This window comes from Streptomyces sp. SID14515, from assembly GCF_010548505.1.
Classification (GTDB): domain Bacteria; phylum Actinomycetota; class Actinomycetes; order Streptomycetales; family Streptomycetaceae; genus Streptomyces; species Streptomyces caviscabies.
The window spans coordinates 152,811-177,657 of the sequence record NZ_JAAGMH010000115.1; the positions used below are offsets into that span (position 1 = coordinate 152,811).

The window sequence follows — 24,847 nt, forward strand, 5'->3', positions numbered from 1 at the left end:
TTGTACTGTGCAATGTCACACCGTACATTGCGAGTTCCGGTCCACGATCGAGGAGGAACGAGCATGGCGGATGCGCATCAGGAGCCGGTCGTGGCCGATGAACCGGACGAGAACAGGGCGCGGAAGAACGGCCTGTACGGGGACGTGAGCGGCGAGCTCGCCGAGAACATGAAGCAGGGCTGGGCGGACACCGAGCGCCACGACCTCGAACCCGTCGCGCAGGCGGCGTACACCGCACGCCGCCGGGCTGCGCTCTCCGCCCGGTTCCCCGGTGAACTCCTGGTGATCCCCGCCGGAAACCCTAAGGTCCGCGCCAACGACACGAACTACCCGTTCCGGCCGTCCTCCGACTACGCCTATCTGACGGGCGACCGGTCGCAGGACTCCGTGCTGGTCCTGGAGCCCGGCCGGGGCGGCGAGCACAGGGCCATCGCCTATCTGCGTCCCCGGTCCGACCGCGAGAACGGCGAGTTCTGGCTCGACTACCACGGCGAGCTCTGGGACGGCCGCCGCAACAGCCTCACCGAGAGCGAGCGGCTGCTCGGCCTGCCCTGCCGTGATGTCCGCACCCTCACCGAGCGGCTCGCCGCGGCCTCCGGCCCGATCCGGCTGCTGCGCGGCTACGACGCGGGCGTCGACGCCGCCCTCGCCGACAGGGTGACCGCCGAGCGGGACGCCGAGTTCCGCGCCGCGCTGTCCGAACTGCGCCTGATCAAAGACGCGTTCGAGATCGCCGACCTGCGTGACGCCTGTCGGGCGACCGCCCGTGGCTTCGAGGACGTGGTGCGCGTCCTCGGCACGGACACGCCGACGCCGGAGCGGGTCATCGAGGGCACTTTCTGGATGCGCGCGCGGATCGAGGGCAACGACGTCGGCTACGCGTCGGTCTGCGCGGCGGGACCGCACGCCACGACCCTGCACTGGGTCCGCAACGACGGCGAGACCCGCCCGGGCGAACTGCTGCTGATCGACGCCGGAGTGGAGAGCCGCAACCTCTACACCGCCGACGTCACCCGCACCCTGCCGGTCGACGGCCGTTTCACACCGGTCCAGCGCACGGTGTACGACGCGGTGTACGAGGCGCAGTCGGCCGGTATCGCCGCGGTCAGGCCCGGCGCCGAATACCGGGACTTCCACCATGCCGCCCAGCGGGTGCTGGCCGAACACCTGGCCTCCTGGGGCCTGTTCGGCGGGAGGTCGGTGGACGAGGCGTACGAACTGGGGCTGCACCGCCGCTGGACGCTGGCCGGCACGGGGCACATGCTCGGCCTGGACGTCCACGACTGCGCGAAGGCCCGCACCGAGCTGTACGTGGACGGGACGCTGGCGGCGGGCATGGTGCTCACCGTCGAGCCGGGCCTGTACTTCCAGTCGGACGACCTGACCGTGCCCGAGGAGCTCCGCGGCATCGGTGTGCGGATCGAGGACGACTTCCTGGTCACCGAGGAGGGCAACGAGAACCTCTCGGCCGACCTTCCGCGGGCCGCCGCCGAGGTGGAGGCGTGGATGGCCCGGCTGCGGGGCTGACGACGGGAACAGGCACATGACCCGGACACCTGATGACACGGGTGCCGGATGACGGGAAGGCGTGCGATGGAACAGCGGGACGGCTCGCGCGGGGCCAGGAACCACGACCGTCGGACACCGGCCGCGGTGGCCGAGGTCTTTCGGCAGGGGTGGGCGGACACGGACAGAAGGCTTCCGCCCGTCTCCGGAGCCGCGAGCGCGGCCAAACGGCGTGCGGCGGTGTCCGAGCGGTTCCCCGGCGAGCGGATCGTCGTCCCGTCGGGCGGGCTCAGGACCCGCAGCAACGACTTCGACTACGCCTTCCGGCCGCATTCCGCGTTCATCCACCTCACCTCCGAGCAGGGGACATCGGCGGTGCCGGACAGTGTGCTCGTCCTCGAACCCACCGGCAGCGGGCACGAGGTCACCCTGTTCACCCGGCCGCGGTCACCGCGCGACGCCGGTCCGTCCGGGGCGGAGTTCTACAGCGACCGGCAGCACGGCGAGTTCTGGGTCGGCCGGCGCCGGACGCTCCGGGAGACCGCCGACGCCCTCGGCGTCGACGCGGCCGCCCGGGACGGCGTGGAGCGGGCGCTCGGCGGCGGCGTACCGACCCGGGTGGTGCGCGGCGTGGACGCGCTCGTCGACGCGCTGGTCCCGGCGTCCGGCCCCGCCGACGCCGAACTGCTCTCCTTGCTCTCGGAGTTGCGGCTGGTCAAGGACGAGTGGGAGATCGAGCAGCTGCGCGCCGCCGTGGGGCACACGGTCGCCGGCTTCCACGACGTCGTCGGTGAACTGCCCCACGCCACCCGCCTCGCGCGGGGCGAGCGGTGGGTCGAAGGCACCTTCAACCGGCGGGCCCGGCTGGAGGGTTACGGCCTGGGGTTCGAGACCATCGCGGCGGCCGGCGCGCACGCGTGCGTGCTGCACTGGATGCACAACGACGGGCCGGTACGGGAAGGGGAGCTGCTCCTGCTGGACGCGGGTGTCGAGGCCGACTCGCTCTACACCGGGGACGTCACCCGGACGCTGCCGGTCGGCGGCCGCTTCACGGATGTCCAACGCCGCGTCTACGAGCTGGTGTTCACCGCCCAGTCGGCCGGCATCGCGGCGCTGCGGCCCGGTGCGCCGTACGGCGCGTTCCACGACGCGGCGACACACGTCATCGCCGAGGGGCTCGACTCCTGGGGGCTGCGGCCCGGTGGCGGGTCGATCCCTCACGAGCCCGACCTGTACCGCCGCTACACCGTCTGCGGTACGGGCCACATGCTCGGCCTGGACTGCCACGACTGCGCGGCCGCCCGCAGCGAGACGTACCTGGGCGGCGTGCTGGAGGAGGGCCATGTGCTCACCGTCGAGCCCGGGTTGTACTTCCAGCCCGACGACCTGACGATTCCCGAGGAGCTGCGCGGCATCGGCGTACGGATCGAGGACGACTTCGTGATCACGTCCGACGGTGCGCTGTGCCTGTCGTCGGGGCTGCCGCGCGGTGCGGACGAGGTCGAGGCGTGGATGGCCGCGTCGCGGTGACGGAACCGAGGCCCCAGGCGGTGCCCGGACACGCCGCATTGGCTCAATAGCCTTCTTTTTTCGCACACTTGTGATCGAGGTCAGGCCACCTTTGTGCGGTCGGTGCGCAGATTTTTCAGAGATTCACCCGTCCGAAGGAGCGCACTACGGCATAGGATCATGCCGCGCGCCCCTGGGGCCTCTCCTGTCCCACCAGCATCGTTGACCCCATCTGCACGCCCTCACCGACACCCCCCACAACCCGTTAACAGGTATCTGCGTGTCACCGATATTCGAGCCCGGCTCCGGCGACGGAGCCGCGCAGTGAAAATCAATCGTCGCCTCGTACTTCTCGTCACCGCACCGCTCACCGTGGCCGTCGCCTTCGCGGTTCTCGCCCTCGCACCCGCGACGAACCAGGCGCTCCAGGCCGACCGGCTGACCTCGATGGTCGATGCCGCCGACGGAGCGAGCGAGTTGGCCCACCGGTTGCAGCGTGAGCGGGCGGCGGCCACCGCTCTGATCTCCGAACAGGGGGACGCGGAAGCGTTCCGGTTGCGTGCGAACGCGACCGACGAGAGCATCGCCGCGTTCCGCGACCGGACCAGGGGACTCTCCTCGGTACCCGGCAGCGCACAGGGCGCCCTGGACCGTATCGAGCGCTTCATCGAGGAGATGCCCGGGCTCCGCGCCCAGGTGCGCTCGGGCAGCAGTACCGTCTCCGCGCTCGCCTTCGGCTATCGGATTGTGATCGCCGACCTCAACAGCTACCGCGACGGCATCGCGCAGGCGGACGGCGTCGACGCCGACATCGCGGACCGGATCCGTGCCGCGGCCGCCCTGTCCGAGGCCGCCGAGCACACCGCCCAGCAGCAGGTCACCGTGGCGAGGGCCCAGGCCGCGGGGGGTTTCACCACCGCCTCGCAGCGGACCTTCGACGCCGGCCGGATGGGCTACACCGAGTCGATCGGCGTCATGTTCGACCTCGGTCCGGGCGAATGGCGGACCTGGCTGGAGCGCACCCTGTCCGGGGCGAAGGCGCTGGAGGCCCGGCGGCTGGAGGACGAGATCGGGCGCACGGGCGCCGGCAAGGACATCACGGTCACCCCGAAGGAGTGGCAGAAGGCCGCGGGCGACCGTCAGGAGCTGCTGCGTTCGGTGGAGAAGCGGGTCGACGCCGCCGTCCTCGCCCAGGTCTCCGACGTACGCACCAGGCTCGTCTGGACGGCCGGCGCGGAGGTCGCCCTGGTGGTCCTGACCCTGGTCGGCGTCGTCGTCGTCGCGATCCGCCTGGGTCGCGTCATGATCCGGCGGCTGCGCGATCTGCGCAACGCCGCGCACGAGGTGGCCCACTCCGGGCTGCCCGCCGTGATGAACGAGCTGTCCCGGCCCGGCGCGCTGCGCGGGGCGACGCCCGAGGAGGTGGCCCGGCGGACCGGCGACCCGGTCAGGACCACGGGCCAGGACGAGATCGGCGAAGTCGGTGAGGCGTTCAACGCCGTCCACCACGAGGCCGTCCGCCTCGCCGCACAACAGGCGCAGGCGCACGAGCAGTTGGCCGAGACTCTGGTCGGAGTCGCGCGCCGGGGAGCCCGGTTGACCGCGGTCATGGTGTCCGAGCTGGACACCGTGCAGCGCGACGAGGCCGACCCCGTACGGATGAAGACCCTCTTCGCCCTCGACCACCTCGCGGTCCGCATGGAGCGCAACACCAACAACCTGCTGGTACTGGGCGGTTACGGCAACGCCCGGGTGCGCTCGGCCGATGTCGGGTGCTCCACCGTCATCGTGGCCGCCGCCCAGCAGATCGAGCGGTTCGACCGTGTCTCGCTCGGCGTGATCGAGTCGGGGATCGGCATCACCGCCCGCGCCGTGCACGACGTGGCGCACATCCTGGCGGAGCTGCTCGACAACGCGACCCGCTATTCGCCCCCGGACAAGCAGGTCGGGGTCGCCGTCTGGCGGCTGTGGGACCGGGCCGTCGTGCAGATCGTCGACGAGGGCGTGGGCATCACGGCGGAGCGCCGCGCGGTCCACAACGCCGCGCTGCGCGAACCGCAGGCGGGCATCGGCGACGTACGGTCCATGGGTCTGCATGTGGTGGCACGGCTCGCCGCGCGCCACGGCATCGTTGTCGAACTGCGCGACTCCTCGGGCCCCGGCACCATCGCCGAGGTCACGCTGCCCGCGAAGGTGCTGGCCCTGGACTTCAAGGAGGCCCAGGGGCCGTCGCGGGGCGGGCCCGGCAACGATGTCGGCTACGAGGCGCCGCGCCCGATCACACCGCCGGGGCCGACCGGTCGCCGGCAGCCCGCCGCGGCGGACACCTGGCCCGCCCACGGGGGCACCCCGGTCGGGGCGGGGGTCGGCGCCCGCGAGCGGGGGCAGGACAGCGCTCCCGGGGCCGTACCCACGCGTGAGCACGGGCGCGACACGGAGCCCGTACCCGCATCCGCCACCACGGGTGAGCGGGGGCACGAGACCACTCCCGCGCCGCATCCCGTGCACGACGAGCCGGTGTCGCGTGTCGCCGGGGTCAGTTCCTCGGGGCTGCCCCTGCGGCAGCGCCGAACACCTCAGCAGTGGCCCACCGCCGGCAAACGGGGCGGTGCCGAACAGCGGCCCGGCGCCAGTGCTCCGCGGCCGTCGCCCCGCCGCCGGGACTCCCGGCAAGTCTCCGACGTGCTGGCGGCCTACGCCCAGGGGATCAACCGGAGCACGAACCACCGGGGGCGTTCCGCCCCGGACGACAACACCGAACGGACCGAGAAATGACCACCTCCTCCGACCTGAGCTGGATCCTGAGCGATTTCGCCGGGCGTCTCCCGGAAGTCACCCAGGCGATAGCGGTGTCCGTGGACGGACTCGCGCTGGCGTACACCGGCGTGGAACGCGACGACGCCGAGCGGCTGGCCGCCATCGCGTCCGGCGTCGTCAACCTGCTCTCCGCGGCAGCCCAGTTGACCAATACCGACCCCGTGGAGCACAGTCTCACCGCGATGGAGGGCGGCTACATGTTCTCGATGGCCGTCTCCAGCGGGGCCTCGCTGCTCGTGACCACCACCAGGGACGCGGACATCGGTGAGGTCAGCTACATGATGTCCGAACTGATCAACCAGGTCGGCGACTCGCTGTCCCCCCAGGTCCGCGACCCGAGCCTGCCGCCCGCGCGCTGACCTCCGGCCCGGCCTCCCCCGGCCGCGCCCGGTCCCGACCGGGACACCTCGATCCTGCCGCCCCCCGCCACGCCCGCTGTCCCTCCACCCCTGATGAGAGCCCTCATGTTCCCCTTCACGCCATCGAGTCCCCGCCACCGCAGATTCCGTCCCGTCGGCGCCGCCGCCCTCGCCCTCGGCCTCGCGGCCGTCACCGGGTGCAGCGGCGACAGCGGCTCCTCCGACGACACCGTGAAGGTCGGCCTGGTGGCCTCCCTGTCGGGCACGTACGAGCCGGTCGGCACGGAGCTGCGGGACGGCTTCAAGCTGTATCTGGACACCCACGGCAACAAGCTGGGCGGCCGCAAGGTCGAGCTCATCGTGGCGGACGAGGGCGACGGGCCGCCGACCGCCGTGCCCGCGGCCACCAAGCTGGTCAAGAAGGACAAGGTCGACGTGTTGACGGGCCTCGTCGGCGGCGGCTCGGTCAACGCGGTGCTGCCCCTGACCCAGCAGGCCAAGATCCCCTTCCTGGGGTCGAACGCCCGGCCGCCGGTCAAGGACATCGAGTACGTGTGGACGACGAGCTTCCTGTCCGACGAGCCGGGCAAGGCCATCGCGCCGTACATCAAGGAGAAGGTCGACGGTCCGGTCTACGCGATCGGCCCGGACTACCAGGGCGGTTACGACGAACTCCGCGGCTTCACCGATGAGTTCAAGCGGGTGAAGGGGAAGCTCGCCAACCCGGACGGCAAGACCACCTGGACGCCGTTCCCGAAGACGACCAACTTCATGCCGTACTTCGCGGAGATCGCCAAGACGGACGCCAAGGCCGTCTACTGCTTCTACGCCGGCAAGGCCGCGATCGACTTCGCCAAGCAGTACGCCCAGTCGGACATCGCCGATCTGCCGCTGTACACGGCGTTCGTCACCGAGGGCAGCGTGCTCCAGGCCCAGGGGCCCGCGGCGAAGGACATCTACTCCGTCCTGAACTACGCGGCCGACCTCGACAACGAGGCGAACCGCAAGTTCGCCGCCGACTGGACCGCGGAGCACGACACCCAGCCCACCACCTACGCGATGTCGTCGTACGACGCGGCCGCCGTGCTGGACAAGGCGATCGCCGACGCGGCGAAGGACGGCGACGTGACGCCGCAGACCATCAACAAGGCCATCGCGGGTCTCGGCCAGATCGACAGTCCGCGCGGCGCCTGGGAGTTCGGCGACAAGGCGCACTCGCCGGTGCAGACGTGGTACCTGCGCCAGGTGCGGCCGGACGGCGCCCAGTTGGCCAACGTCATGGTCCAGGACCTGGCGACGCTCGGCAGCTGACATGGATCTCCTGGACGCCCACCTCGTACCGGCGGTGGACGGAGTGGCCTTCGGGCTGCTGCTGTTCGTGGTCGCCGCCGGACTGAGCCTCGCCTTCGGCACGGCGGGCGTGCTGAACCTGTCCCACGGCACGCTGTACGCGATCGGCGCCTACACCGGGGCCGAGCTGAGCGACGGGACCTGGGGCGGGCTCGCCCTCGGCCTGGCCGCCGGAACCGCCGCGGCGTGCGTCGCCGGGGCGGGGCTGTCCGCCGCGACGGCTCCGCTCGCCCGGCGTGGGCATCTCGCGCAGGCACTGCTGACGTTCGGGCTCGCCCTGATCGGCGGTGATCTGCTCGTCCAGTTCTTCGGGGCGGACGAACTGCCCGTACGCGTACCCGAGGCGCTCGACTCCTCGGTGACGCTGCTGGGGCACCGCTACCCCGCCTACCGGCTCTGCTTCATCGTGATGGCCGTGCTGCTCGCGGCGTTCGGGACCTGGGTGCTGACCCGGACCCGGATGGGTGCGGCGGTACGGGCCGCCGCCGACGATCCGCAGATGCTCGCGGCCACCGGGCACAGCCCCCGGGCGGTGCACACCGGCGTTCTCGCGGCGGCGGGTGCGCTGGCCGGGGCGGCGGGCGTGCTCGGGGCGCCGATCATCGGCCCCGGGCCCGGCACGTCGGAAACGGTGCTGATGCTGTCCCTCGTGGTGGTCGTGCTCGGCGGGCTGCGCTCGCTGTGGGCGACCTTCTTCGCGGCGGTCGCCGTGGGCGAGGTGCAGACGCTGGGCGTCTCGTTGGCGCCCGAGCTGGCGCCGTATCTGCTCTTCGCCGCGATGGCGGCGGTCCTGGTGCTGCGCTCCCGCTTCGCGGAACCGGCGACGGCACACGGCCCCGAGGGGCCCGCCCCGGACCCGGTCGCCCGGCTGCGGGGCGCTCTCGCGACCCGGCTGCGACGACCGTCGGGCGGTGCGGCATGGTCGGCGAAGGAAGAGGCGAAGGCGTCGGAGCAGGCGGCGGAGACTCCAGACGTGGTGAAGGCCTCGGAACGGGCGGCGGAGGCTCCAGGAGCGGTGAAGGCCTCGGAGGCGGACCGGGACGTGACGAACCGTGGCCCGTCGTGGGTCGGCCGACTGCCGGGCCGGGCCGCGTGGTGGCAGGCGGCTCCGCTGCTCGTGCTGCTCGTGGTGCTGATCGCCCTGCCGGCCCTGCTCGACGCGTACAGCATCTCGCTGGCCGGTTCCGCGCTGGCCCTGGGGCTGCTCGCGGTCAGCGTCACCATCCTCACCGGTTACGCCGGACTCCCCACCCTCGGGCAGACCGCGCCGTTCGCCGTGGGCGCGTACGCCACCGCGAATCTCGCGGACGCCGGGTGGACCGCGGGCCCCGTCCAGATCGTCCTCTCGGCGCTCGCCGCCGCCGTCTTCTCGGCGGTGGTGGGGCCGGCGGTGATCCGGGCCCGCGGCACCACCGTCCTGATGATCACGCTGGCCATCGGCGAGCTGACCGGTGCGGTCGTCAACCAGCTCAAGTCCGTGACCGGCGGCGCCGACGGACTCGTCGGCTTCCCGGCCACGCAGGCGCTCTGGGGCGGGGAGGGGATGCTGGAGGAGAGCGAGCTGTACAACTACGCGCTCGTCGTCGCCGTCGTCGCCGTCGCCCTCACCCTGCTCGTGCTGCGCTCCCCGGCGGGGAAGCTGCTGACGGGCACCCGGGGCGCCGAGGCGCGGATGCGCGCGTCCGGGCATCCGGTGGGGCGCTACCTGCTGGTGGCCCACATCTGCGCGGGCGCGCTGGCCGGCGTGGGCGGTTCGCTGATGGTGACCGTCCAGCAGTACCTCTCCCCCGCCGACGTCGGATTCGAGATCGCCGCGTTCGCCCTGCTGGCGGTGGTCATCGGCGGTACGACGTCCGTGATCGGCGCGCTGCTGGGCGCCGGGCTGATCGTCGCCACCCGGGACTGGGTCGCCGGTTCCTGGCCCGGCCACGGGCCGCTGCTGCTCGGCGTGCTCTTCGTCGCCACCGTGTACGTGCTGCCGCGCGGTCTTGCGGGTCTGCGCGGCGGATCCGGCGGCGGCAGCGGGCCGTCCTCCGACGCTCCCCGGCCCCAGGATCAGCCGTCGCCCGCTCCCACCTCGGCCCCCGCCGGGAAGGTCTCCCCATGACACCCGCACCCACCACCGGGACCACGGCACCGGCGCCGACACCCCCCGTCCTGGACCTCACCCGGCTCACCCGCCGATACGGCACGCTCACCGCCGTCGACGACGTCAGCCTGCGGCTCCCGGCGGGTGCCCGGCACGCCGTCATCGGCCCCAACGGCGCGGGCAAGACCACCCTGCTCAACCTCATCGCGGGCACGGACCGGCCCGACCACGGCACGATCGCCCTCGACGGCTCCGACATCACCCGGGCGCCCACCGCCAGGCGCAGCCGCCTCGGCATCGCCCGTAGCTTCCAACAGCCTTCGGTGATAGCGGAGTTGTCGGTGCTGGACAATGTCGTCCTGGCCGGATGGCCGCACCACCCGAAGCGCCGCGGGGCCTGGCGGAGCCCGTCCCGCTACCGGCTGCACACCGAGTCCGCGGGCCGCCATCTGGAGACCGTCGGCCTCGCGGACCTAGCCCACCGGCCGGCCTCCACACTCTCGCACGGGCAGCGCCGCATGCTCGACCTCGCCGCCGCGCTGGCGGGCAACCCCCGGCTGCTGCTCCTGGACGAGCCCGCGGCCGGACTGACCGACGGCGACATCGGCCGGCTGCTCGGCATCCTCGGCGGTCTGCCGGCGAGTGTGGCGGTCATCCTGGTCGAGCACCATGTCGAGGTGGTCGCCCAAATCGCCTCCACCGTGACCGTGTTGGCCGCCGGGAAGGTGCTCGTCACCGGCGAGACCCAGGAGGTGCTGGCGCATCCCGAGGTCCGCGACGCGTACCACGGCACGGGCTCGCCGGCGGCCGTCAGCGAAGCGACGCCCGCCACCGAAGCGGATCCCGTCACCGAAGCGGCGTCCGCAACCGAATCAGCGTCCGCAACCGAAGCGAGAGGATGACCGGCCCCCGATGCTCGAACTCACCGGCCTGACCGCGGGCTACCACGGCGGCACCGTCCTCCACGCGCTCGACCTGTCGGTGCCCGCCGGCACGGTCCATGCCGTCGTCGGCCACAACGGCGCAGGCAAGACCACCCTCGTCCACACCGTCGCCGGGCTGATGCGCCCGAGCGCCGGAACCGTCACCCTGGACGGCCGCGAGGTGACGGGCCGGCCCGCGCACCGGATCGCCCGTGCCGGGATCGGGCTCGTACCGCAGGGCCGCCGGGTGTTCGCCGGGCTCACCGTCGACGAGCACCTGCGGCTGTCCTACCGTCCGCCGCGCCGCGGCGACACGACGCGCCCCAGCGTGTGGACCCCCGCACGCGTCCTGGAACTGCTGCCCCGGCTGGGCGAGCGCCGGGGCAACCGGGGTACGGATCTGTCCGGCGGCGAGCAGCAGATGCTGGCGCTGGCCCGCGCGTTGCTCGGCTCGCCGCGGGTACTGCTGCTCGACGAGCCGACCGAGGGCCTCGCGCCGGTCCTCGTCCGGCAGGTCCACGAGCTGGTGACGACGCTGGCGGCCGAGGGCATCGCCGTACTGCTGGTGTCCCCCAGCCCCGCCCAGGCCGCCGAGTGCGCCCGTACGCTCACGGTCCTCACCTCGGGGCGGGTGACGCTGCGCATGGCCGGTGCGGACGCCCGCGCCGACGCCACCGCGCTGCACGCGGCGCTGGAGCTGGCGCCGACGGCGGCGGCCTGAGACGCGACCGCGGTACGGGCACGGGTGCGACGGCCCACGCAGGGTCGCCGCACCCGTGCCGCGCACTCGTACCGCTTCGTACTCCGCGCCTACCCGCCTTGTGCTGCCTACCCGGCCTTGATGCTGTGGCCGCCGAAGCCGCTGCGCCGGTCGGAGCCCTTGTTCTGGTCCTGCCACCACGCGTCGAACTCGGCCTGGCCCATGGCGGACCAGTCCGGTGTGTTCTCGACCTGCGCGTCACCCATCCGGCGGGCGAGCGCGACCATGGCGGACCCGACGGGCCCGCGCCCGGCGTCGTAACTCTCCAGGACCTCCTTCCAACTGCCCCCGGCCTTCCAGGCGGCCTCCAACGCGGTGGCGTCCTGGAGCGCCTTCACGCTGCCGCCGCCGATGTGCGGGCGGGCGACGCTGGCGGCGTCACCGACGAGGACCATCCGGCCCGAGGTGTAGTGCGGCACCTCCAGGTCGTAGATGGGCTGGATGAAGGTGGTGTCGGCGGGGGTGCGGAGCACTCTGGAGGCCCAGTACGGCGGGAAGTTGTCGGCGACCAGGGCGCGCAGACGCGCGGTGAGCTCGGAGTTGAGCCGGCCCGGCGGCAGTGAGGTGGGGGTCCGCAGGTCGGGGTGGAGGCCGTCGGCCTGCGGAGGCGCGGTGTAGAGCACCCAGTTGAGCCGGTGGCCGCCGACGCCGTCCGGGATGCGGTAGATCATGCAATGGCCACCGGGGAAGACGATGTTGTGCGCGTCGTCGCCGTCCGACGGAAGGTCCGCGACATCCGACGAGGTGCCGCGCCAGCCGATGTATCCGGCGTACGTGGCGTCCGCGCCGGGGAACATGGCCTCGCGCACGACGGAACGGTATCCGTCGGCCCCGATCACCACGTCGAAGTGCTCCTCGTGCCCGTCCGCGAGCCGCAGCGTCACACCGTCGGCGTCCGGCTCCACCCCGGTGACCACCGCACCGGACCGGTAGGCGACCTCCTCGGGCACCCGGCGGCGCAGCTCGCTCCACAACGAGCCCCAGCTGTAGGCCCGGAAGGGGAACGGCTGCTCGCCGACGGCCCGGCCGTGGTCGGCCTCGCCGTCCCGCACGCTCCACACCCGCCGGGTCAGCGGCGCCCAGGGCATCTCCGGCGCGACGTACCCGGCCTCCCGCAGCTCCTCGTACCGGTCGCTCTGGAGCGCGATGCCCACCCCTCTGTCACGGAGCCGGTCATCGGCGCGCTCCAGGACGGTGACCCTCTCCGCTCCGCCGCGCGACGCGGCCAGGGCCGCGGCACACCCCGCTATGCTGCCGCCGACCACGGCGACACTGCCTCCACGCATGACTGGCGCTCCACTCACTCGGTGCTTCCGGCTGTTCCGGCTGTTCCGGCCGCCCGGCCGGACTCGGATCTCGTGGCGGCGCGGCCGGGCGTAAATCGCCCTGTTCCAGGGACTGTTGACCGACCCATGGCCTGAGGTCAGGGGCCGGACCGGATCCTATCGGGCGAGGAGTGCCCGACCCCGGGCGGTGCGCGCCCGGTCGGCGGGCCGGCGGGGGCGCATGCTCCGTACGGCCCCCTCCGCGCTGCGCGTCCACCCGGCCCCCCTTACTGTCTGTGCTGACGTCGTCACCCGGGGAGCCGGGCGTCACCGTGGCCCGCACCCGGCGGGGCGCCCGTCCCGCCCCCGTACAGGAGGAGCCCATGCCGGAGCTGTTCATCGATGGCCAGTGGACCGCGGCCGCCGAGGGGCGGACGCGGGAGATCCGCTGTCCGGCCGACGGCACGCTGGTGGCCGAGGTCGACGAGGGTGGGGTCGAGGACGCCGCCGCGGCCGTCGCCGCGGCCCGGCGCGCCTTCGACCAGGGGGGCTGGCCGGGGACGCCCGCAGCCGAGCGCGGGCGGCTGCTGCTGCGGGTGGCGGAGCTGCTGGAGCGGGACAAGGACGTCTTCGCGCGGGCCGAGTCGCTGGACACGGGGAAGCGGCTGGTCGAGAGCGCCTACGACATGGACGACATCGCGAACTGCTTCCGGTACTTCGGCAACCTCGTCGCGGCCGGGGACGCGGGCCGGGTCGTCGACACCGGGCTCGCGGACGTCGACAGCCGGATCGTGTACGAGCCCGTCGGGGTCTGCACGCTCATCACGCCGTGGAACTATCCGCTGCTCCAGACCGCCTGGAAGGTCGCTCCGGCGCTCGCGGCCGGCAATACGTTCGTGCTCAAGCCGAGTGAGCTGACCCCGCACACCGCCGTCCTGCTCATGCGGCTGCTGGCCGAGGCCGGGCTGCCGGACGGGGTGGCCAATCTGGTACTCGGGGCGGGGGCGGTGGTGGGGGCTCCGCTCACCGAGGATCCGCGGGTCGACATGGTGTCGTTCACCGGCGGGCTCGTCACCGGGCGGCGGATCATGGCGGCCGCCGCGCCCACCGTGAAGAAGGTCGCCCTGGAGCTGGGCGGCAAGAACCCCAACATCGTCTTCGCCGACGCCGACTTCGACACCGCCGTCGACCACGCGCTGATGGCGGTCTTCCTGCACTCGGGGCAGGTCTGCTCCGCCGGGGCGCGGCTCCTCGTCCAGGACGAGCTGCACGACCGGTTCACCGACGAGCTGGTGGCGCGGGCGGGCCGGATCAGGCTCGGCGGGCCGTTCGACGAGGACGCCCGCAGCGGGCCGCTGATCTCGGCCGCGCACCGGGACAAGGTCGAGGCGTACGTGGCCGAGGGCATCGCCGAGGGCGCGGTGCTGCGCTGCGGGGGCGCGCGGCCCGAGGATCCGGCGCTGGCGGGCGGCTTCTACTACCCGCCCACCGTGCTGGACGAGTGCGCCACCTCGATGTCCGTGGTGCAGGACGAGTCGTTCGGTCCGGTGCTCACGGTCGAGCGGTTCCGGGACGAGGACGACGCGGTCCGGCTGGCCAACGACACCGTGTACGGGCTGGCGGGCGCCGTCTGGACGCAGGACGGCGGGCGCGCCCACCGGGTCGCCTCGCGGCTGCGGGCGGGCACCGTGTGGATCAACGACTTCCACCCCTACGTACCGCAGGCGGAGTGGGGCGGGATGAAGCAGTCCGGCTTCGGCCGCGAGCTGGGTCCGGCCGGTCTCGCCGAGTACCAGGAGGCCAAGCACATCTGGCGCAATGTCGCGGCGGTCCCCCAGCGGTGGTTCGAGTGAGCACGGACGGCGGTACGGGGCGGGGTCCGGCCGCGCCGCCGCCCGCTCGCGGGCGGAGCCAGGACGACGACGACGCGCTCGGCGAGCTGGGCTACAAGCCCGAACTCCGGCGCACGCTCGGCAACTTCCACACCTTCGCCGCCGGGATCAGCTACATCTCGATCCTGACCGGCACCTTCCAGCTGTTCTACTTCGGCGTCAGTTTCGGCGGCCCCGCCTACTGGTGGTCCTGGCCGATGGTCTTCTGCGGGCAGCTGATGGTGGCCCTGTGCTTCTGCGAGCTGGCCGCCCGCTATCCGGTGGCCGGTTCGGTCTACAACTGGGCCAAGAAGATGGGCGGTCCGCACGTCGGCTGGCTCGGCGGCTGGATGATGATGACGGCCACCATGGTCACCCTGTCGGCGGTGGCGCTGGCGTACCAGATCACGCTGCCGCAGATCGACGACTGGTTCCAGTTCGTGGGCGACGGCAGCGGCAAGAACGACCAGGCGGCCAACGCCGTCCTGCTGGGCACGGTGCTCATCCTGTTCTCCACGCTGGTGAACGCGTTCGGCGTGAAGCTCATGGCCCGGATCAACTCCGCGGGCGTCTTCATCGAGCTGATCGCCGCCGTGGCCCTGATCGTCTTCCTGGCCGCCCACATCACCCGTGGCCCCAGCACCGCGCTGACGGAGACGTACGGTCTGGGCAGCGGCCAGTCGCTGGGCTACTTCGGCGCGTTCCTCACCGCGTCGCTGGCCTCGGCCTATGTGATGTACGGCTTCGACACCGCGTCCTCGCTCGGCGAGGAGTCGCACAACCCGGGCCGCAACGCGCCCCGCGCCATTCTGCGGGCGCTCATCGCGTCCTTCCTGATCGGCGCGTTCATCCTGCTCTTCGCGCTGCTCTCGGTGCCGGACCTCAAGGCCGAGGAGCTCTCCACCGGCGGACTCCAGTACGTGGTGCTGGCGACGCTCGGCGACACGATCGGGGAGGTCTTCCTCTGGGCGGTGGTCGTCGCGATCACGGTCTGTGTGCTGGCCGTGCAGGCGGCCGGGATCCGGCTGATGTTCGCCATGGCACGGGACAACAACCTGCCCGCCGGATCGAAGCTGGCCAAGGTCAGCCCCCGCTTCCAGACGCCCGTGGTGCCCGCCGTGCTGATCGGGGTGGTGGGCGTCGTCATCCTGGTCGTGAACATCAACCAGCCGCAGATCTTCTCGGTGATCACCAGCATCGCGATCATCATGATCTACGTGGCCTATCTGCTGGTCACCGTGCCCATGCTGCTGCGTCGGCTGCGCGGCGACTGGCAGCCGCGCGAGGGCGCGTTCTCGCTGGGCCGCTGGGGGCTGCCGATCAATGTGCTCGCGGTGCTCTGGGGCACGGCGATGTCGCTCAACCTGGCCTGGCCGCGCGCCGAGGTGTACAACGCGACCGGCCCGCAGCACTGGTATCTGCGATGGGGCGCGTTCCTGTTCATCGGCGTCGTCGCGCTCGGCGGCTTCGCCTACTACTGGTTCGTCCAGCGGCACCGTACCGGCGTGCTCGCCGAGCACCGGTTCGAGGCCCAGGACGACCCCGCCGCCCCCACCGCTCCTCCCCCGCCCCCGCCGGCCGGCTGACGTCCGCGCAGGCCGGCCCGATCCTGGAGACCCGATGCCCGAAGCAAGCCCTGTACCCGCGTTCGATTACGTCGTCGTCGGCGGCGGTACGGCCGGCGCCGTCATCGCCGCCCGGCTCACCGAGGACCCGGCCGTCACCGTCTGTGTGCTGGAGGCGGGCCCCTCGGACGTCGGGGACGACAGCGTCCTGCGGCTGGAGCGGTGGATGGCGCTGCTGGAGTCCGGTTACGACTGGGACTATCCGGTGGAGCCGCAGGAGATGGGCAACAGCTTCATGCGGCATGCCCGCGCCAAGGTGCTCGGCGGCTGTTCCTCGCACAACTCGTGCATCGCCTTCTGGGCCCCGGCCGAGGATCTCGACGAGTGGGGCGCGCTGGGCTGCACCGGCTGGAGCGCGGCGGACTGCTTCCCGCTCTACCGGCGTCTTGAGACGAACGACGCGCCCGGCGACCACCACGGCCGCTCCGGTCCGGTCACCATCCGGACCGTGCCGCCCCGCGACCCGTGCGGTACGGCTCTGCTGGAGGCCTGCGCGGAGGCGGGCATTCCCACCGTGCCGTTCAACACGGGCTCCACGGTGATCCGGGGCGCGCACTGGTTCCAGATCAACGCCCGCGAGGACGGCACCCGTTCCTCGGCCTCGGTGTCGTATCTGCACCCGGTGCTGGGGAAGCGGCCGAACCTGGAGGTACGGACCGGCCTCCAGGCGAAGCGGCTGCTGTTCGACGGCGACCGGTGCTCCGGGGTGGAGTACCTGGAGCCCGACACCGTCCACAGCGGGGCGGTGCACGCCCGGCGCGAGGTGATCGTCTCCTGCGGGGCGATCGACTCCCCGAAGCTGCTGATGCTGTCCGGCATCGGCCCGGCCGGACATCTGCGGGACACCGGGGTGGACGTACGGGTGGACTCCCCCGGCGTCGGCTCGCACCTCCAGGACCACCCGGAGGGCGTGATCATGTGGGAGGCGAAGCGGCCCATGGTCACCACCTCGACCCAGTGGTGGGAGATCGGGATCTTCGCCGACACCGAGCCGGGCCTCGACCGGCCGGACCTGATGTTCCACTACGGCTCGGTGCCGTTCGACATGAACACCTACCGGCGCGGCTACCCGACCTCGGACAACGCCTTCTGCCTGACCCCCAACGTCACCCGCGCCCGGTCGCGGGGCACGGTACGGCTGCGGACCCGGGACTTCCGGGACAAGCCCCGGGTCGATCCGCGCTACTTCACCGACGAGCACGACGTACGGGTGATGACGTACGGGCTGCGGCTGGCGCGGGAGATCGTCGCGCAGCCCCAGATGGCCGACTGGGCGGGCACGGAACTGGCTCCGGGGCCGGGCGCCACCACGGACGCCGAGCTGCTCGACTACATCCGCGAGACGCACAACACCGTGTACCACCCGGCCGGGACCGTCCGCATGGGCCCGGTGGAGGACGTGGACTCGCCGCTCGACCCGCAGCTGCGGGTCAAGGGGGTGCGGGGGCTGCGGGTGGCCGACGCGTCCGTCATGCCGTTCCTGCCGACGGTCAATCCGTGCATCACCACGATGATGATCGGCGAGAAGTGCGCCGATCTGATCAAGGAAGGCGGCCTTCCCGTCACCGCTTGAGTATGCGCCGCCACCGCCCGACTATTCGCACACATGCTCGAATAACGTTACGCTCTCCCCATGGCCGTACACCTGCAAAGCTCACTTTTCGACCAGGAGGCCGAGATCGGCACCCGCCCCCTGAGCGGGCTGCGGCGTACCGATCTGGGGCACGGGGCCTGGATCGACGTGCTGCCGCAATGGCTCCAGGGCGCGGACACGCTGTTCGAGACGCTGGTACGCGATGTCGCCTGGCGGGCCGAGCAGCGTGTCATGTACGAGCGCGTAGTGGCGGTCCCCCGGCTGCTGGCCTTCTTCGGCCGCCGCGACCCTCTTCCGCATCCGGCCCTGGAGGCCGCCCGCACCGAGCTGGGCAGGCATTACGCGGCCGAGCTCGGCGAACCGTTCACCACGGCGGGGCTGTGCTTCTACCGGGACGGGCGGGACGGGGTCGCCTGGCACGGGGACACCGTCGGGCGGGGAGGCACCGAGGACACCATGGTCGCGATCCTCTCGCTGGGCGCCCCCCGGCACCTCGCCCTGCGGCCTCGCCGCCCGGGCCCCGCCCCTGTGCGCAGGCCGCTCGGCCACGGCGACCTGATCGTCATGGGCGGCAGTTGCCAGCGCACCTGGGAGCACGCGATACCCAAGACCGCGCGGGCCGTCGGACCGCGCGTCAGTGTGCAGTTCCGGCCCGACGGAGTGCGCTGACGCCGGTGCCCTGCCCGCCCGGCCCGGGTCACCGCGGTTGTGCCGGTCCCGGGCAGGGCGGATTCTGAGGGTAATGAAACGTGCCGGGGTCGCGCCGTGAGCGCGGCGAACACGGCGGAGAGCGCCGATTTCCGTGGCCCCCTGGACATCACCAGGGCGGCCACGATGGTTCTGGACGCCGAGAACACCGTCATCGGCTGGAGCCCCGCGGCCGCCGAGCTCCTCGGCTACGAGCCCTCCGAGGTCCTGGGGCGGCCCCTGAGCGCGTTCCTCTCGGCGCACCCGGTCGGCAGTACTTCCCCGGACGGCAGCCCTCCCCCGGACGAGCCGCCCGAGCCGCCTGAACTGCTGGAACCGTCCGCGACGTCCGGGCCGCTCGCATCGTCCGAGCCGCCTGAACCGCTCGAACCGCTCGAACAGGCCGGAGCCTCCGGAACGGCCGGTCCCGGCCTCGGGCCGTCGTCCCTGGTCGGCAACGAGATCCATGTGGCACGCACCCGCGACGGCCATGAGCTGCTGGTGGCGACGGCGACCTGCCCGCTGCCGGGCGGCACCGCGGGCGGCGGGACGCCGGGCGCACCGGACCGGATCATGGTGGCGGCCGAGGTCGGGGCGCTGCGGCACTGGGAGTCGCGGATCGCCCTGCTCCAGGGGCTGGCCACCCAGTCGCCCGTCGGGCTGGCGATCTACGACACCGATCTGCGGCTGACCTGGTGCAACACCGCCTACGAACGGGAGATCGGGCAGCCGCTGGCCGCGTTCCGGGGCAAGCGGGCCGACGAGCTGTACTCCAGCGGCTTCTTCGTGAGCCCGGGCTATCCGCAGACGCTCGACGGCGTCATGCACCAGGTGATCGACACCGGTGAGCCGATCCTCGACCTGAACTTCCGGGGGCAGCCGCCCAGCGATCCGGGGAGGGACCACCTGTGGTCCTGCGCCTACTACCGGCTGGAGGACGCCCACGGGCATGTGTTCGGCGTGTGCGAGGACGCCTTCGACATCACCGACCGCTACCGGGTCCAGGAACGGCTGACCCTCCTCGTCGAGGCCGGCCGCCGGATCGGCACGGTCCTGGACGTGGCCACCACCGCCGAGGAGATCGCCGAGGTGGCCGTGCCGGACTTCGCCGCCACCGTACGGGTCGATGTCACCCGGGCCGCGGTGACCGGGGAGACGGCGGCGGTGGGCAGTGCGGCGGACATGTCCCTGCTGCGGGTCGCGGAACGGTCGGAGCCGGGCGCCGGCGCACCGGACCCCGGCCTCCCGGAGACGAGCCCGCCGGAAGCCGCACAGGCCCCCGCCGTCCCCGGCGCGCCCCGGGCGCCGTATCCGCCGGTCGGCTATCCGCCCGGTTCGCCGCAGCACCGCAGCCTGTCCTCCGGTGGGCTCGTGCTCGACGAGGGCACCCTCGTCGTCCCGTTGCGGGCCGGGGGCGGGATCCTGGGGCTCGTCACCTTCGAGCGGGGCGTGGGCCCCGACGCCCCCGACCGGGCGACCACGTTCGACAACGGCGAGGTCGCCCTGGCCGACGAGCTGGCCGCCCGGACCGCCGTCTGCATCGACAACGCGCGCCGCTACACCCGCGAACGCACCGCCTCCCTCGCCCTCCAGCGGCAGTTGCTGCCCCATCACCTGCCGCCGCGGTCCGCGGTGGAGACCGCCTACCGCTATCTACCGGCGGACGATGTGACCGGCGTCGGCGGGGACTGGTTCGACGTGATCCCGCTGTCCGGGACCCGGGTCGGCCTCGTGGTGGGGGACGTGGTCGGGCACGGGCTCCAGGCGGCCGCCACCATGGGCCGGCTCCGCACCTCCGTACGGGCCTTCGCGCAGCTCGACATGGCCCCCGACGAGCTGCTGACCCGGCTGGACGACCTGGTGGGCCAGCCCGCGGAGGAGCGGTCGGACGCGTACGACGGGGTCGTCGAGGCGGACGACGTGATCACCGGGGCGACCTGTCTGTACGCGGTCTACGACCCGGTCTCCCGGCGCTGTGTCATGGCCCGTGCCGGGCATCTGCCTCCGGCGATCGTCGACCCCGGGGGCCGGGTGTCGTTCCCGGACCTGCCCGCCGGGCCGCCGCTGGGCCTGGGCGGCCTGCCGTTCGAGTCGATGGAGATCGACCTGCCGGTGGGCAGCCTGCTGGCGCTGTTCACCGACGGCCTGGTCGAGGCCCGGGACCACGACATCGGCCAGGGTCTCGACGCGCTGGGCCGAGTGCTCCGCGGCCGTTCCACGTCGCTGGAGGAGCTGTGCGACCGGGCGGTGTCCGAGCTGGTGCCCGGCGGCACGAGCGCCGACGACACCGCCCTGCTCCTGGTCCGTACCCGCGAACTGGACGCGGAACAGGTGGCCGACTGGGAGCTGACCGCCGAACCGGTGTCGGTGGGCCGCGCCCGCGAGCTGGCCACCGGGCAACTGGCGGACTGGGGGCTGGAGGAGCTGTCGTTCGCGACCGAGCTGGTCGTCAGCGAGCTGGTCACCAACGCGGTCCGGTACGGGGGCGGGCCGCTGGGGCTGCGCCTCATCCGCGACCGCACCCTGGTGTGCGAGGTCTCGGACACCGGCCACACCTCGCCGCACCTGCGGCACAGCGCGGAGGACGACGAGGGCGGGCGCGGCCTGTTCATCGTGGCGCAGCTCGTCCAGCGGTGGGGCACCCGGTACACCCCGACCGGGAAGACCATCTGGACCGAGCAGAGCCTCCCGTCGGCCGGAACCGGCTGACCGCTGCACCCCCGCACCCCTGCGGCCGGGACGAGCCACTTTGTTGACAACCCAACAGACTTCGACTTAGGTGTGCCTTACCTAAGTCGACTGGGTGTCCGTGGTTCTGGTTACCGATGCCGAGAAAGGTGCTCATCACATGAGTGCTGTTCCCTCCACCCGTACCGTCGCCCGCACGGGCCTCGCCGCGTTCGCCGCCGCCGCACTGGCCGTGACCTTCGCCTCCCCCGCCGCCGCCGCGACCGGCACCCGTACGGTCACCGACGGGGGCACCACCTACAACCTGTCGCTCACCGCGCCCGACACCGCGGCCGCCTCGGGCGCCAACATCACTGTCACCGGCAGCGGTTACAACACCTCCCAGGGCGTCTACGTGAGCCTGTGCGTGGTGGACGGGGCCCAGGGCGACAACAAGCCCTCGCCGTGTCTCGGCGGCCAGGACGAGTCCGGCACCACCGGCGCCTCGCACTGGGTGTCCGGCCTGGGCGGCGGCCTCCCCAACACCTCGCCGTTCGGCGCGGGCGGCACCTTCAGCGTCCAGATCCACGTCAAGGCCGACCTCGGCGGCGGCAACGTCTGCGGCGACACCGTCGAGTGCGCCGTCGTGACCCGCGCCGACCACACCGACACCAACGACCGCAAGTACGACGTCCACGCCCCCATCGACTTCGTGTGACACGGACTCGGCTGACACGGACTCGTGTGACACCGAGCAACTTCCTTGAGCAGTAAAGCCATTCGCCCGGTCCCGGCAGCTCGCGCCGGGGCCGGGCTCCCACGCGTCGTGACGAGGAATGACATGACATCCACTCCGGGCACCGCTCCGGCCGCCGCTCCCGGCACCCCGCCGAGCGGCCGCGGCAAGCTGAGACGCCGGGCGGGTACGGCCGCCGTCGCCGCCCTGCTGCTCGCCGCGATCCCCGCCGGCGCGGCGGTCAGCGCCGACGCCGGCACCCCGAAGACCGCCACCGGTCCGCAGGGCCAGAAGCTCACCGTCTCGGCCACCACCGGACTCGACCCGGCCGGGCAGAAGGTCCGCGTCACCGGCGAGGGGTACGGACTCACCACCGGCGTCTACGTCGCCCTGTGCAAGGACAACGGCGACAACCGGGTGCCCTCCCCCTGCCTCGGCGGGGCGGACATGAGCGGCGGCTCGAAGACCTCGCAGTGGATCGTGCCCCCGGGCGACCCGTACGAGGGCGATCTCGCGCAGGCCTTCGGGCCCGGCGGAACGTTCGACGTGGAGATCGAGGTCACGGCGAAGGGCGACGGCCTCGACTGCGCCGAGGTGTCCTGCTCCCTCGTCACCCGCGCCGACCACCGCGCCGCGGGCGACCGTACGCAGGACGTCCGGATACCCGTCGCCTTCGCGGGCCAGGAGCCCGGCGAACCGGGCGGCGAGGGCGTCGACGTGCCCGCGGGGACCGTCTCGTACAAGGCGGTCGCCGACTTCACCTCGGCGGGCAAGCCGCTGGACCTGCTGCTGCACCCCGACTCGAAGAAGCTCTACGTCGGCGCGGACAACCTCCCCGACACGGCCGACGTCGACGAGCGCGGGCTGCATGTGCTGAACCCGGAGGACGGTACGTCCGAGAGCTGGATCAGCCAGGCCCCCGGGCCCACCGGTGAGCTGCGCGCCTCGACGGCCGCCCGCATCTCGGGGCCGCTGCCGGGCGACGGCGTCGTCTACAACTACCCGCTGCGGGGCGTCGGGGCCGCCAAGGCGGGCGACGAGGCGGCCTCGGGCGTCTGGCTCGCCGGGTCCACCATCACGGACATCGCCCCCGGTACGACTCCGGAGACGGTGCTGGTCGCCCAGGGCGCGAAGCTCTCCGAGATCGACCGGGCAACCGGCGAGGCCACCCGGAGCCTCACCCTGCCGGGCGGCACCCAGTTCGCCGCCGACCCGGAGCGGGGCGCGCTCTGGTACAGCGACTTCGCGGCCGGGAAGCTGCACCGGGTCGACCTCGCGTCGTTCGCGCCGACCGGCTCCTTCGACCTGCCCGGTGCGCAGGGCATGGCCGGATTCACCGAGACCGATCCGGCCACCGGCGCGGTGTGGGTCGGCGTCAACCGGTCCGTGCTGGTCTTCGACGCCACAGGCACGCTGATCAAGACGCTCGTCGGCAAGGACCTGGCCCGCGACGCCGCCTTCGACACCGACAGCGGCCGGGCCTTCGTCGTCTGGCAGGACGGCGGCGACCTCTCCGACCCGGCCAACGACAACAACGGCACACTGACCGTGTACGGCAGCGAGGACTTCGCGGTCGCCGCGAAGGACCTGTCGCTGCCCGGCAACCACACCCAGTCCGGCGCGGCCTCGCTCGCCGTCGAGCCGGGCGGCGGCACGGTCTTCGTGACCAGCCCCGCCGAGGGGAAGATCACCAAGCTGGCCCGGCAGGTCTCGCCCCTGGTGACCCGGGCGCCCGCCGACCTCACGGCTGTGGACGGCGAGGAGGTCGCCCTCACCGCGGAGGCGGAGGGCGCCCCGGAGCCCACGGTCCGCTGGCAGGTCAGCACGGACGGCTCGCAGACCTGGAAGGACGTCGAGGGCGCGACCGAGCCGGCCCTCACGTTCACCGCGCGCACGGCCCAGGACGGCTACCGCTACCGCGCCGAGTTCCGCAACGACGTCGGCACCACCCGGACCACCGCCGTGACGCTCACCGTCACGGCGGCCACGGGCGGCGGCGAGACGGGCGGTGACAGCGGCGGCGACACCGGCGGCACCGGTGAGACCTCCAACAGCGGCGGCAGCAACGGAGGTGACAGCTCGACAGGTGGTGACAGCTCGACCGGTGGCGACAGTTCCACAGGCGGTGACGCGTCCACGGGCGGCGGCGACAGCTCGACCGGTGGCGACAGCGGTACGCAGTCGGGCGGCGGTTCCACTTCCGGCGGTTCCTCAGACGGTGCCACCGGTACGGTCGGCGGCTCCGGCTCCACGGTCGGCGGTGGCGTCGCGGGCGGCACCGGGGCCACTCCGACCTCCGGCGGCGGCAGCCTGGCCGCCACCGGGGCCACTGTGATGTCGGTAACTCTCGCAGCAGCTGGGCTCGTTGGCGCCGGACTGCTGGTCCACCGGCGCGCCAAGCGGCGCACGGACGGCGCGTTCTGACCCCGTAGGCGACCTCGCCGTCCCGCTCACCACCCCTGGCGGCACGGCGAGGATCGCGTGAACCCCCTGGCCGGGCACCCGCCCGCCAGGGGGTTCACGCGTTCCCGGCGCGGCGCACCGGAGCCGGAGCCTCCGCGGGCCACCCGGGACCGCCCGGCAGACACAAGCGCTTACCCGTCTGTCGCTCCCTCAACATCCGTACGCACAAGGCGACATCGGACGGTTCCGGCCGATCGGAGGTGTCTGGGCCGGGCCGTCTGAACTTCACGAGAACTCCAGCGAAATGGCACGTGTGTGGATATCGTGCACCGAGCGAGGGCGCATCCGTCAGTCCATGGGATCGACGGATGCGTCCCGTTTGTGGGGGTGCGACTGTGACTGGGGGGTTCATGGGGCATGTCGAAATACCGGAAACCGACCTATCCGGACCGGTGGAGCTCCGGGGCGCGCCGCGCCCCCGCACCGCCGCCTCCCGGAATCGCACGGCGGCCCTGGAGCAGCTGTGGAGGGCCCCGACGGCACAGCGCGACCCGGCCGGCCCGGCACCGGCCCGGCGGCGGAAGGCGCCCGGACCGGCCCTCGCCGCACTGACCGACCTGCTGGGTCTGGCCGGTCCGGCCTGGCTGCTGCTGCGCGCGGGCGACCAGCCCCGCCCGGTGGCCGCC

General features: G+C 72.7%; 16 protein-coding genes and 1 pseudogene. 16 read left to right on the plus strand and 1 reads right to left on the minus strand.

Annotated features, from left to right (window positions below; translation table 11 throughout):
* The first annotated feature begins 63 nt into the window (after positions 1-63).
* The 8 genes from G3I54_RS27490 (at position 64) to G3I54_RS27525 (ending at position 11,274) form a co-directional block, all read left to right on the plus strand.
* Positions 64-1,527, plus strand: a complete 1,464-nt coding sequence (locus G3I54_RS27490; RefSeq protein ID WP_164618181.1) for an aminopeptidase P family protein — start codon at positions 64-66, stop codon at positions 1,525-1,527.
* Positions 1,528-1,593: 66 nt separating this feature from the next.
* The gene (locus tag G3I54_RS27495) at positions 1,594-3,036 is read left to right on the plus strand and encodes an aminopeptidase P family protein (protein ID WP_164618184.1); all 1,443 of its coding nucleotides are present in this window, start codon (positions 1,594-1,596) and stop codon (positions 3,034-3,036) included.
* 303 nt (positions 3,037-3,339) lie between these two features.
* Positions 3,340-5,790 (plus strand): nitrate- and nitrite sensing domain-containing protein, encoded by a 2,451-nt coding sequence (locus G3I54_RS27500; RefSeq protein WP_164618186.1) that lies wholly within the window; start codon positions 3,340-3,342, stop codon positions 5,788-5,790.
* Positions 5,787-6,191, plus strand: a complete 405-nt coding sequence (locus G3I54_RS27505) for a roadblock/LC7 domain-containing protein (protein ID WP_164618188.1) — start codon at positions 5,787-5,789, stop codon at positions 6,189-6,191. Before G3I54_RS27500 ends, G3I54_RS27505 begins: the two co-directional genes overlap by 4 nt.
* 105 nt (positions 6,192-6,296) lie before the next feature.
* Positions 6,297-7,502, plus strand: coding sequence for an ABC transporter substrate-binding protein (locus tag G3I54_RS27510; RefSeq protein ID WP_164618190.1), 1,206 nt, complete (start codon positions 6,297-6,299; stop codon positions 7,500-7,502).
* 1 nt (position 7,503) lies between these two features.
* A complete protein-coding gene (locus tag G3I54_RS27515; protein WP_164618192.1) occupies positions 7,504-9,648 on the plus strand; it encodes an ABC transporter permease in 2,145 nt (714 codons plus the stop codon).
* A complete protein-coding gene (locus G3I54_RS27520) occupies positions 9,645-10,532 on the plus strand; it encodes an ABC transporter ATP-binding protein (protein WP_239144593.1) in 888 nt (295 codons plus the stop codon). Before G3I54_RS27515 ends, G3I54_RS27520 begins: the two co-directional genes overlap by 4 nt.
* 10 nt (positions 10,533-10,542) lie before the next feature.
* Positions 10,543-11,274, plus strand: a complete 732-nt coding sequence (locus tag G3I54_RS27525; RefSeq protein WP_164618194.1) for an ABC transporter ATP-binding protein — start codon at positions 10,543-10,545, stop codon at positions 11,272-11,274.
* Positions 11,275-11,381: 107 nt separating this feature from the next.
* Here G3I54_RS27525 and G3I54_RS27530 read toward each other — a convergent pair whose 3' ends face one another.
* Positions 11,382-12,599, minus strand: a complete 1,218-nt coding sequence (locus G3I54_RS27530) for an FAD-dependent monooxygenase (RefSeq protein WP_164618196.1) — start codon at positions 12,597-12,599, stop codon at positions 11,382-11,384.
* Positions 12,600-12,961: 362 nt separating this feature from the next.
* On the opposite strand from G3I54_RS27530, the gene G3I54_RS27535 reads away from it, so the two are divergent.
* The 8 genes and pseudogenes from G3I54_RS27535 to G3I54_RS27570 all read left to right on the plus strand — a co-directional run.
* Complete coding sequence (locus tag G3I54_RS27535) at positions 12,962-14,431, plus strand: aldehyde dehydrogenase family protein (RefSeq protein ID WP_164618198.1); 1,470 nt, start codon at positions 12,962-12,964, stop codon at positions 14,429-14,431.
* Positions 14,428-16,035 carry an APC family permease gene (locus G3I54_RS27540; protein ID WP_343240434.1) on the plus strand — a complete coding sequence of 536 codons (1,608 nt, stop codon included), beginning with the start codon at positions 14,428-14,430 and terminating at the stop codon, positions 16,033-16,035. Before G3I54_RS27535 ends, G3I54_RS27540 begins: the two co-directional genes overlap by 4 nt.
* 34 nt (positions 16,036-16,069) lie before the next feature.
* A complete protein-coding gene (locus tag G3I54_RS27545; protein WP_164618202.1) occupies positions 16,070-17,647 on the plus strand; it encodes a GMC family oxidoreductase N-terminal domain-containing protein in 1,578 nt (525 codons plus the stop codon).
* 60 nt (positions 17,648-17,707) lie between these two features.
* Positions 17,708-18,337: an alpha-ketoglutarate-dependent dioxygenase AlkB gene (locus tag G3I54_RS27550; protein ID WP_164618204.1), complete on the plus strand. Its 630-nt coding sequence runs from the start codon at positions 17,708-17,710 to the stop codon at positions 18,335-18,337.
* Positions 18,338-18,433: 96 nt separating this feature from the next.
* Positions 18,434-21,064, plus strand: a complete 2,631-nt coding sequence (locus tag G3I54_RS27555) for a SpoIIE family protein phosphatase (protein ID WP_164618206.1) — start codon at positions 18,434-18,436, stop codon at positions 21,062-21,064.
* 139 nt (positions 21,065-21,203) lie between these two features.
* Entirely contained in the window at positions 21,204-21,740 is a 537-nt protein-coding gene (locus G3I54_RS27560) for a hypothetical protein (protein WP_164618208.1), read from the plus strand.
* A gap of 123 nt (positions 21,741-21,863) precedes the next feature.
* On the plus strand, positions 21,864-24,182 hold the full coding sequence (locus G3I54_RS27565; RefSeq protein WP_164618210.1) for a hypothetical protein: 2,319 nt from the start codon (positions 21,864-21,866) through the stop codon (positions 24,180-24,182).
* A gap of 389 nt (positions 24,183-24,571) precedes the next feature.
* Positions 24,572-24,847, plus strand: a pseudogene (locus G3I54_RS27570) (sugar transferase); the annotation flags it as partial.

Coding starts and splice junctions, on each gene's coding strand:
- G3I54_RS27530 (WP_164618196.1), bottom strand. CDS start 12,599: ATGCGTGGAGGCAGTGTCGCCGTGGTCGGCGGCAGCATAGCGGGGTGT.
- G3I54_RS27505 (WP_164618188.1), top strand. CDS start 5,787: ATGACCACCTCCTCCGACCTGAGCTGGATCCTGAGCGATTTCGCCGGG.
- G3I54_RS27545 (WP_164618202.1), top strand. CDS start 16,070: ATGCCCGAAGCAAGCCCTGTACCCGCGTTCGATTACGTCGTCGTCGGC.
- G3I54_RS27550 (WP_164618204.1), top strand. CDS start 17,708: ATGGCCGTACACCTGCAAAGCTCACTTTTCGACCAGGAGGCCGAGATC.
- G3I54_RS27510 (WP_164618190.1), top strand. CDS start 6,297: ATGTTCCCCTTCACGCCATCGAGTCCCCGCCACCGCAGATTCCGTCCC.
- G3I54_RS27525 (WP_164618194.1), top strand. CDS start 10,543: ATGCTCGAACTCACCGGCCTGACCGCGGGCTACCACGGCGGCACCGTC.
- G3I54_RS27490 (WP_164618181.1), top strand. CDS start 64: ATGGCGGATGCGCATCAGGAGCCGGTCGTGGCCGATGAACCGGACGAG.
- G3I54_RS27520 (WP_239144593.1), top strand. CDS start 9,645: ATGACACCCGCACCCACCACCGGGACCACGGCACCGGCGCCGACACCC.
- G3I54_RS27515 (WP_164618192.1), top strand. CDS start 7,504: ATGGATCTCCTGGACGCCCACCTCGTACCGGCGGTGGACGGAGTGGCC.
- G3I54_RS27565 (WP_164618210.1), top strand. CDS start 21,864: ATGACATCCACTCCGGGCACCGCTCCGGCCGCCGCTCCCGGCACCCCG.
- G3I54_RS27535 (WP_164618198.1), top strand. CDS start 12,962: ATGCCGGAGCTGTTCATCGATGGCCAGTGGACCGCGGCCGCCGAGGGG.
- G3I54_RS27560 (WP_164618208.1), top strand. CDS start 21,204: ATGAGTGCTGTTCCCTCCACCCGTACCGTCGCCCGCACGGGCCTCGCC.
- G3I54_RS27495 (WP_164618184.1), top strand. CDS start 1,594: ATGGAACAGCGGGACGGCTCGCGCGGGGCCAGGAACCACGACCGTCGG.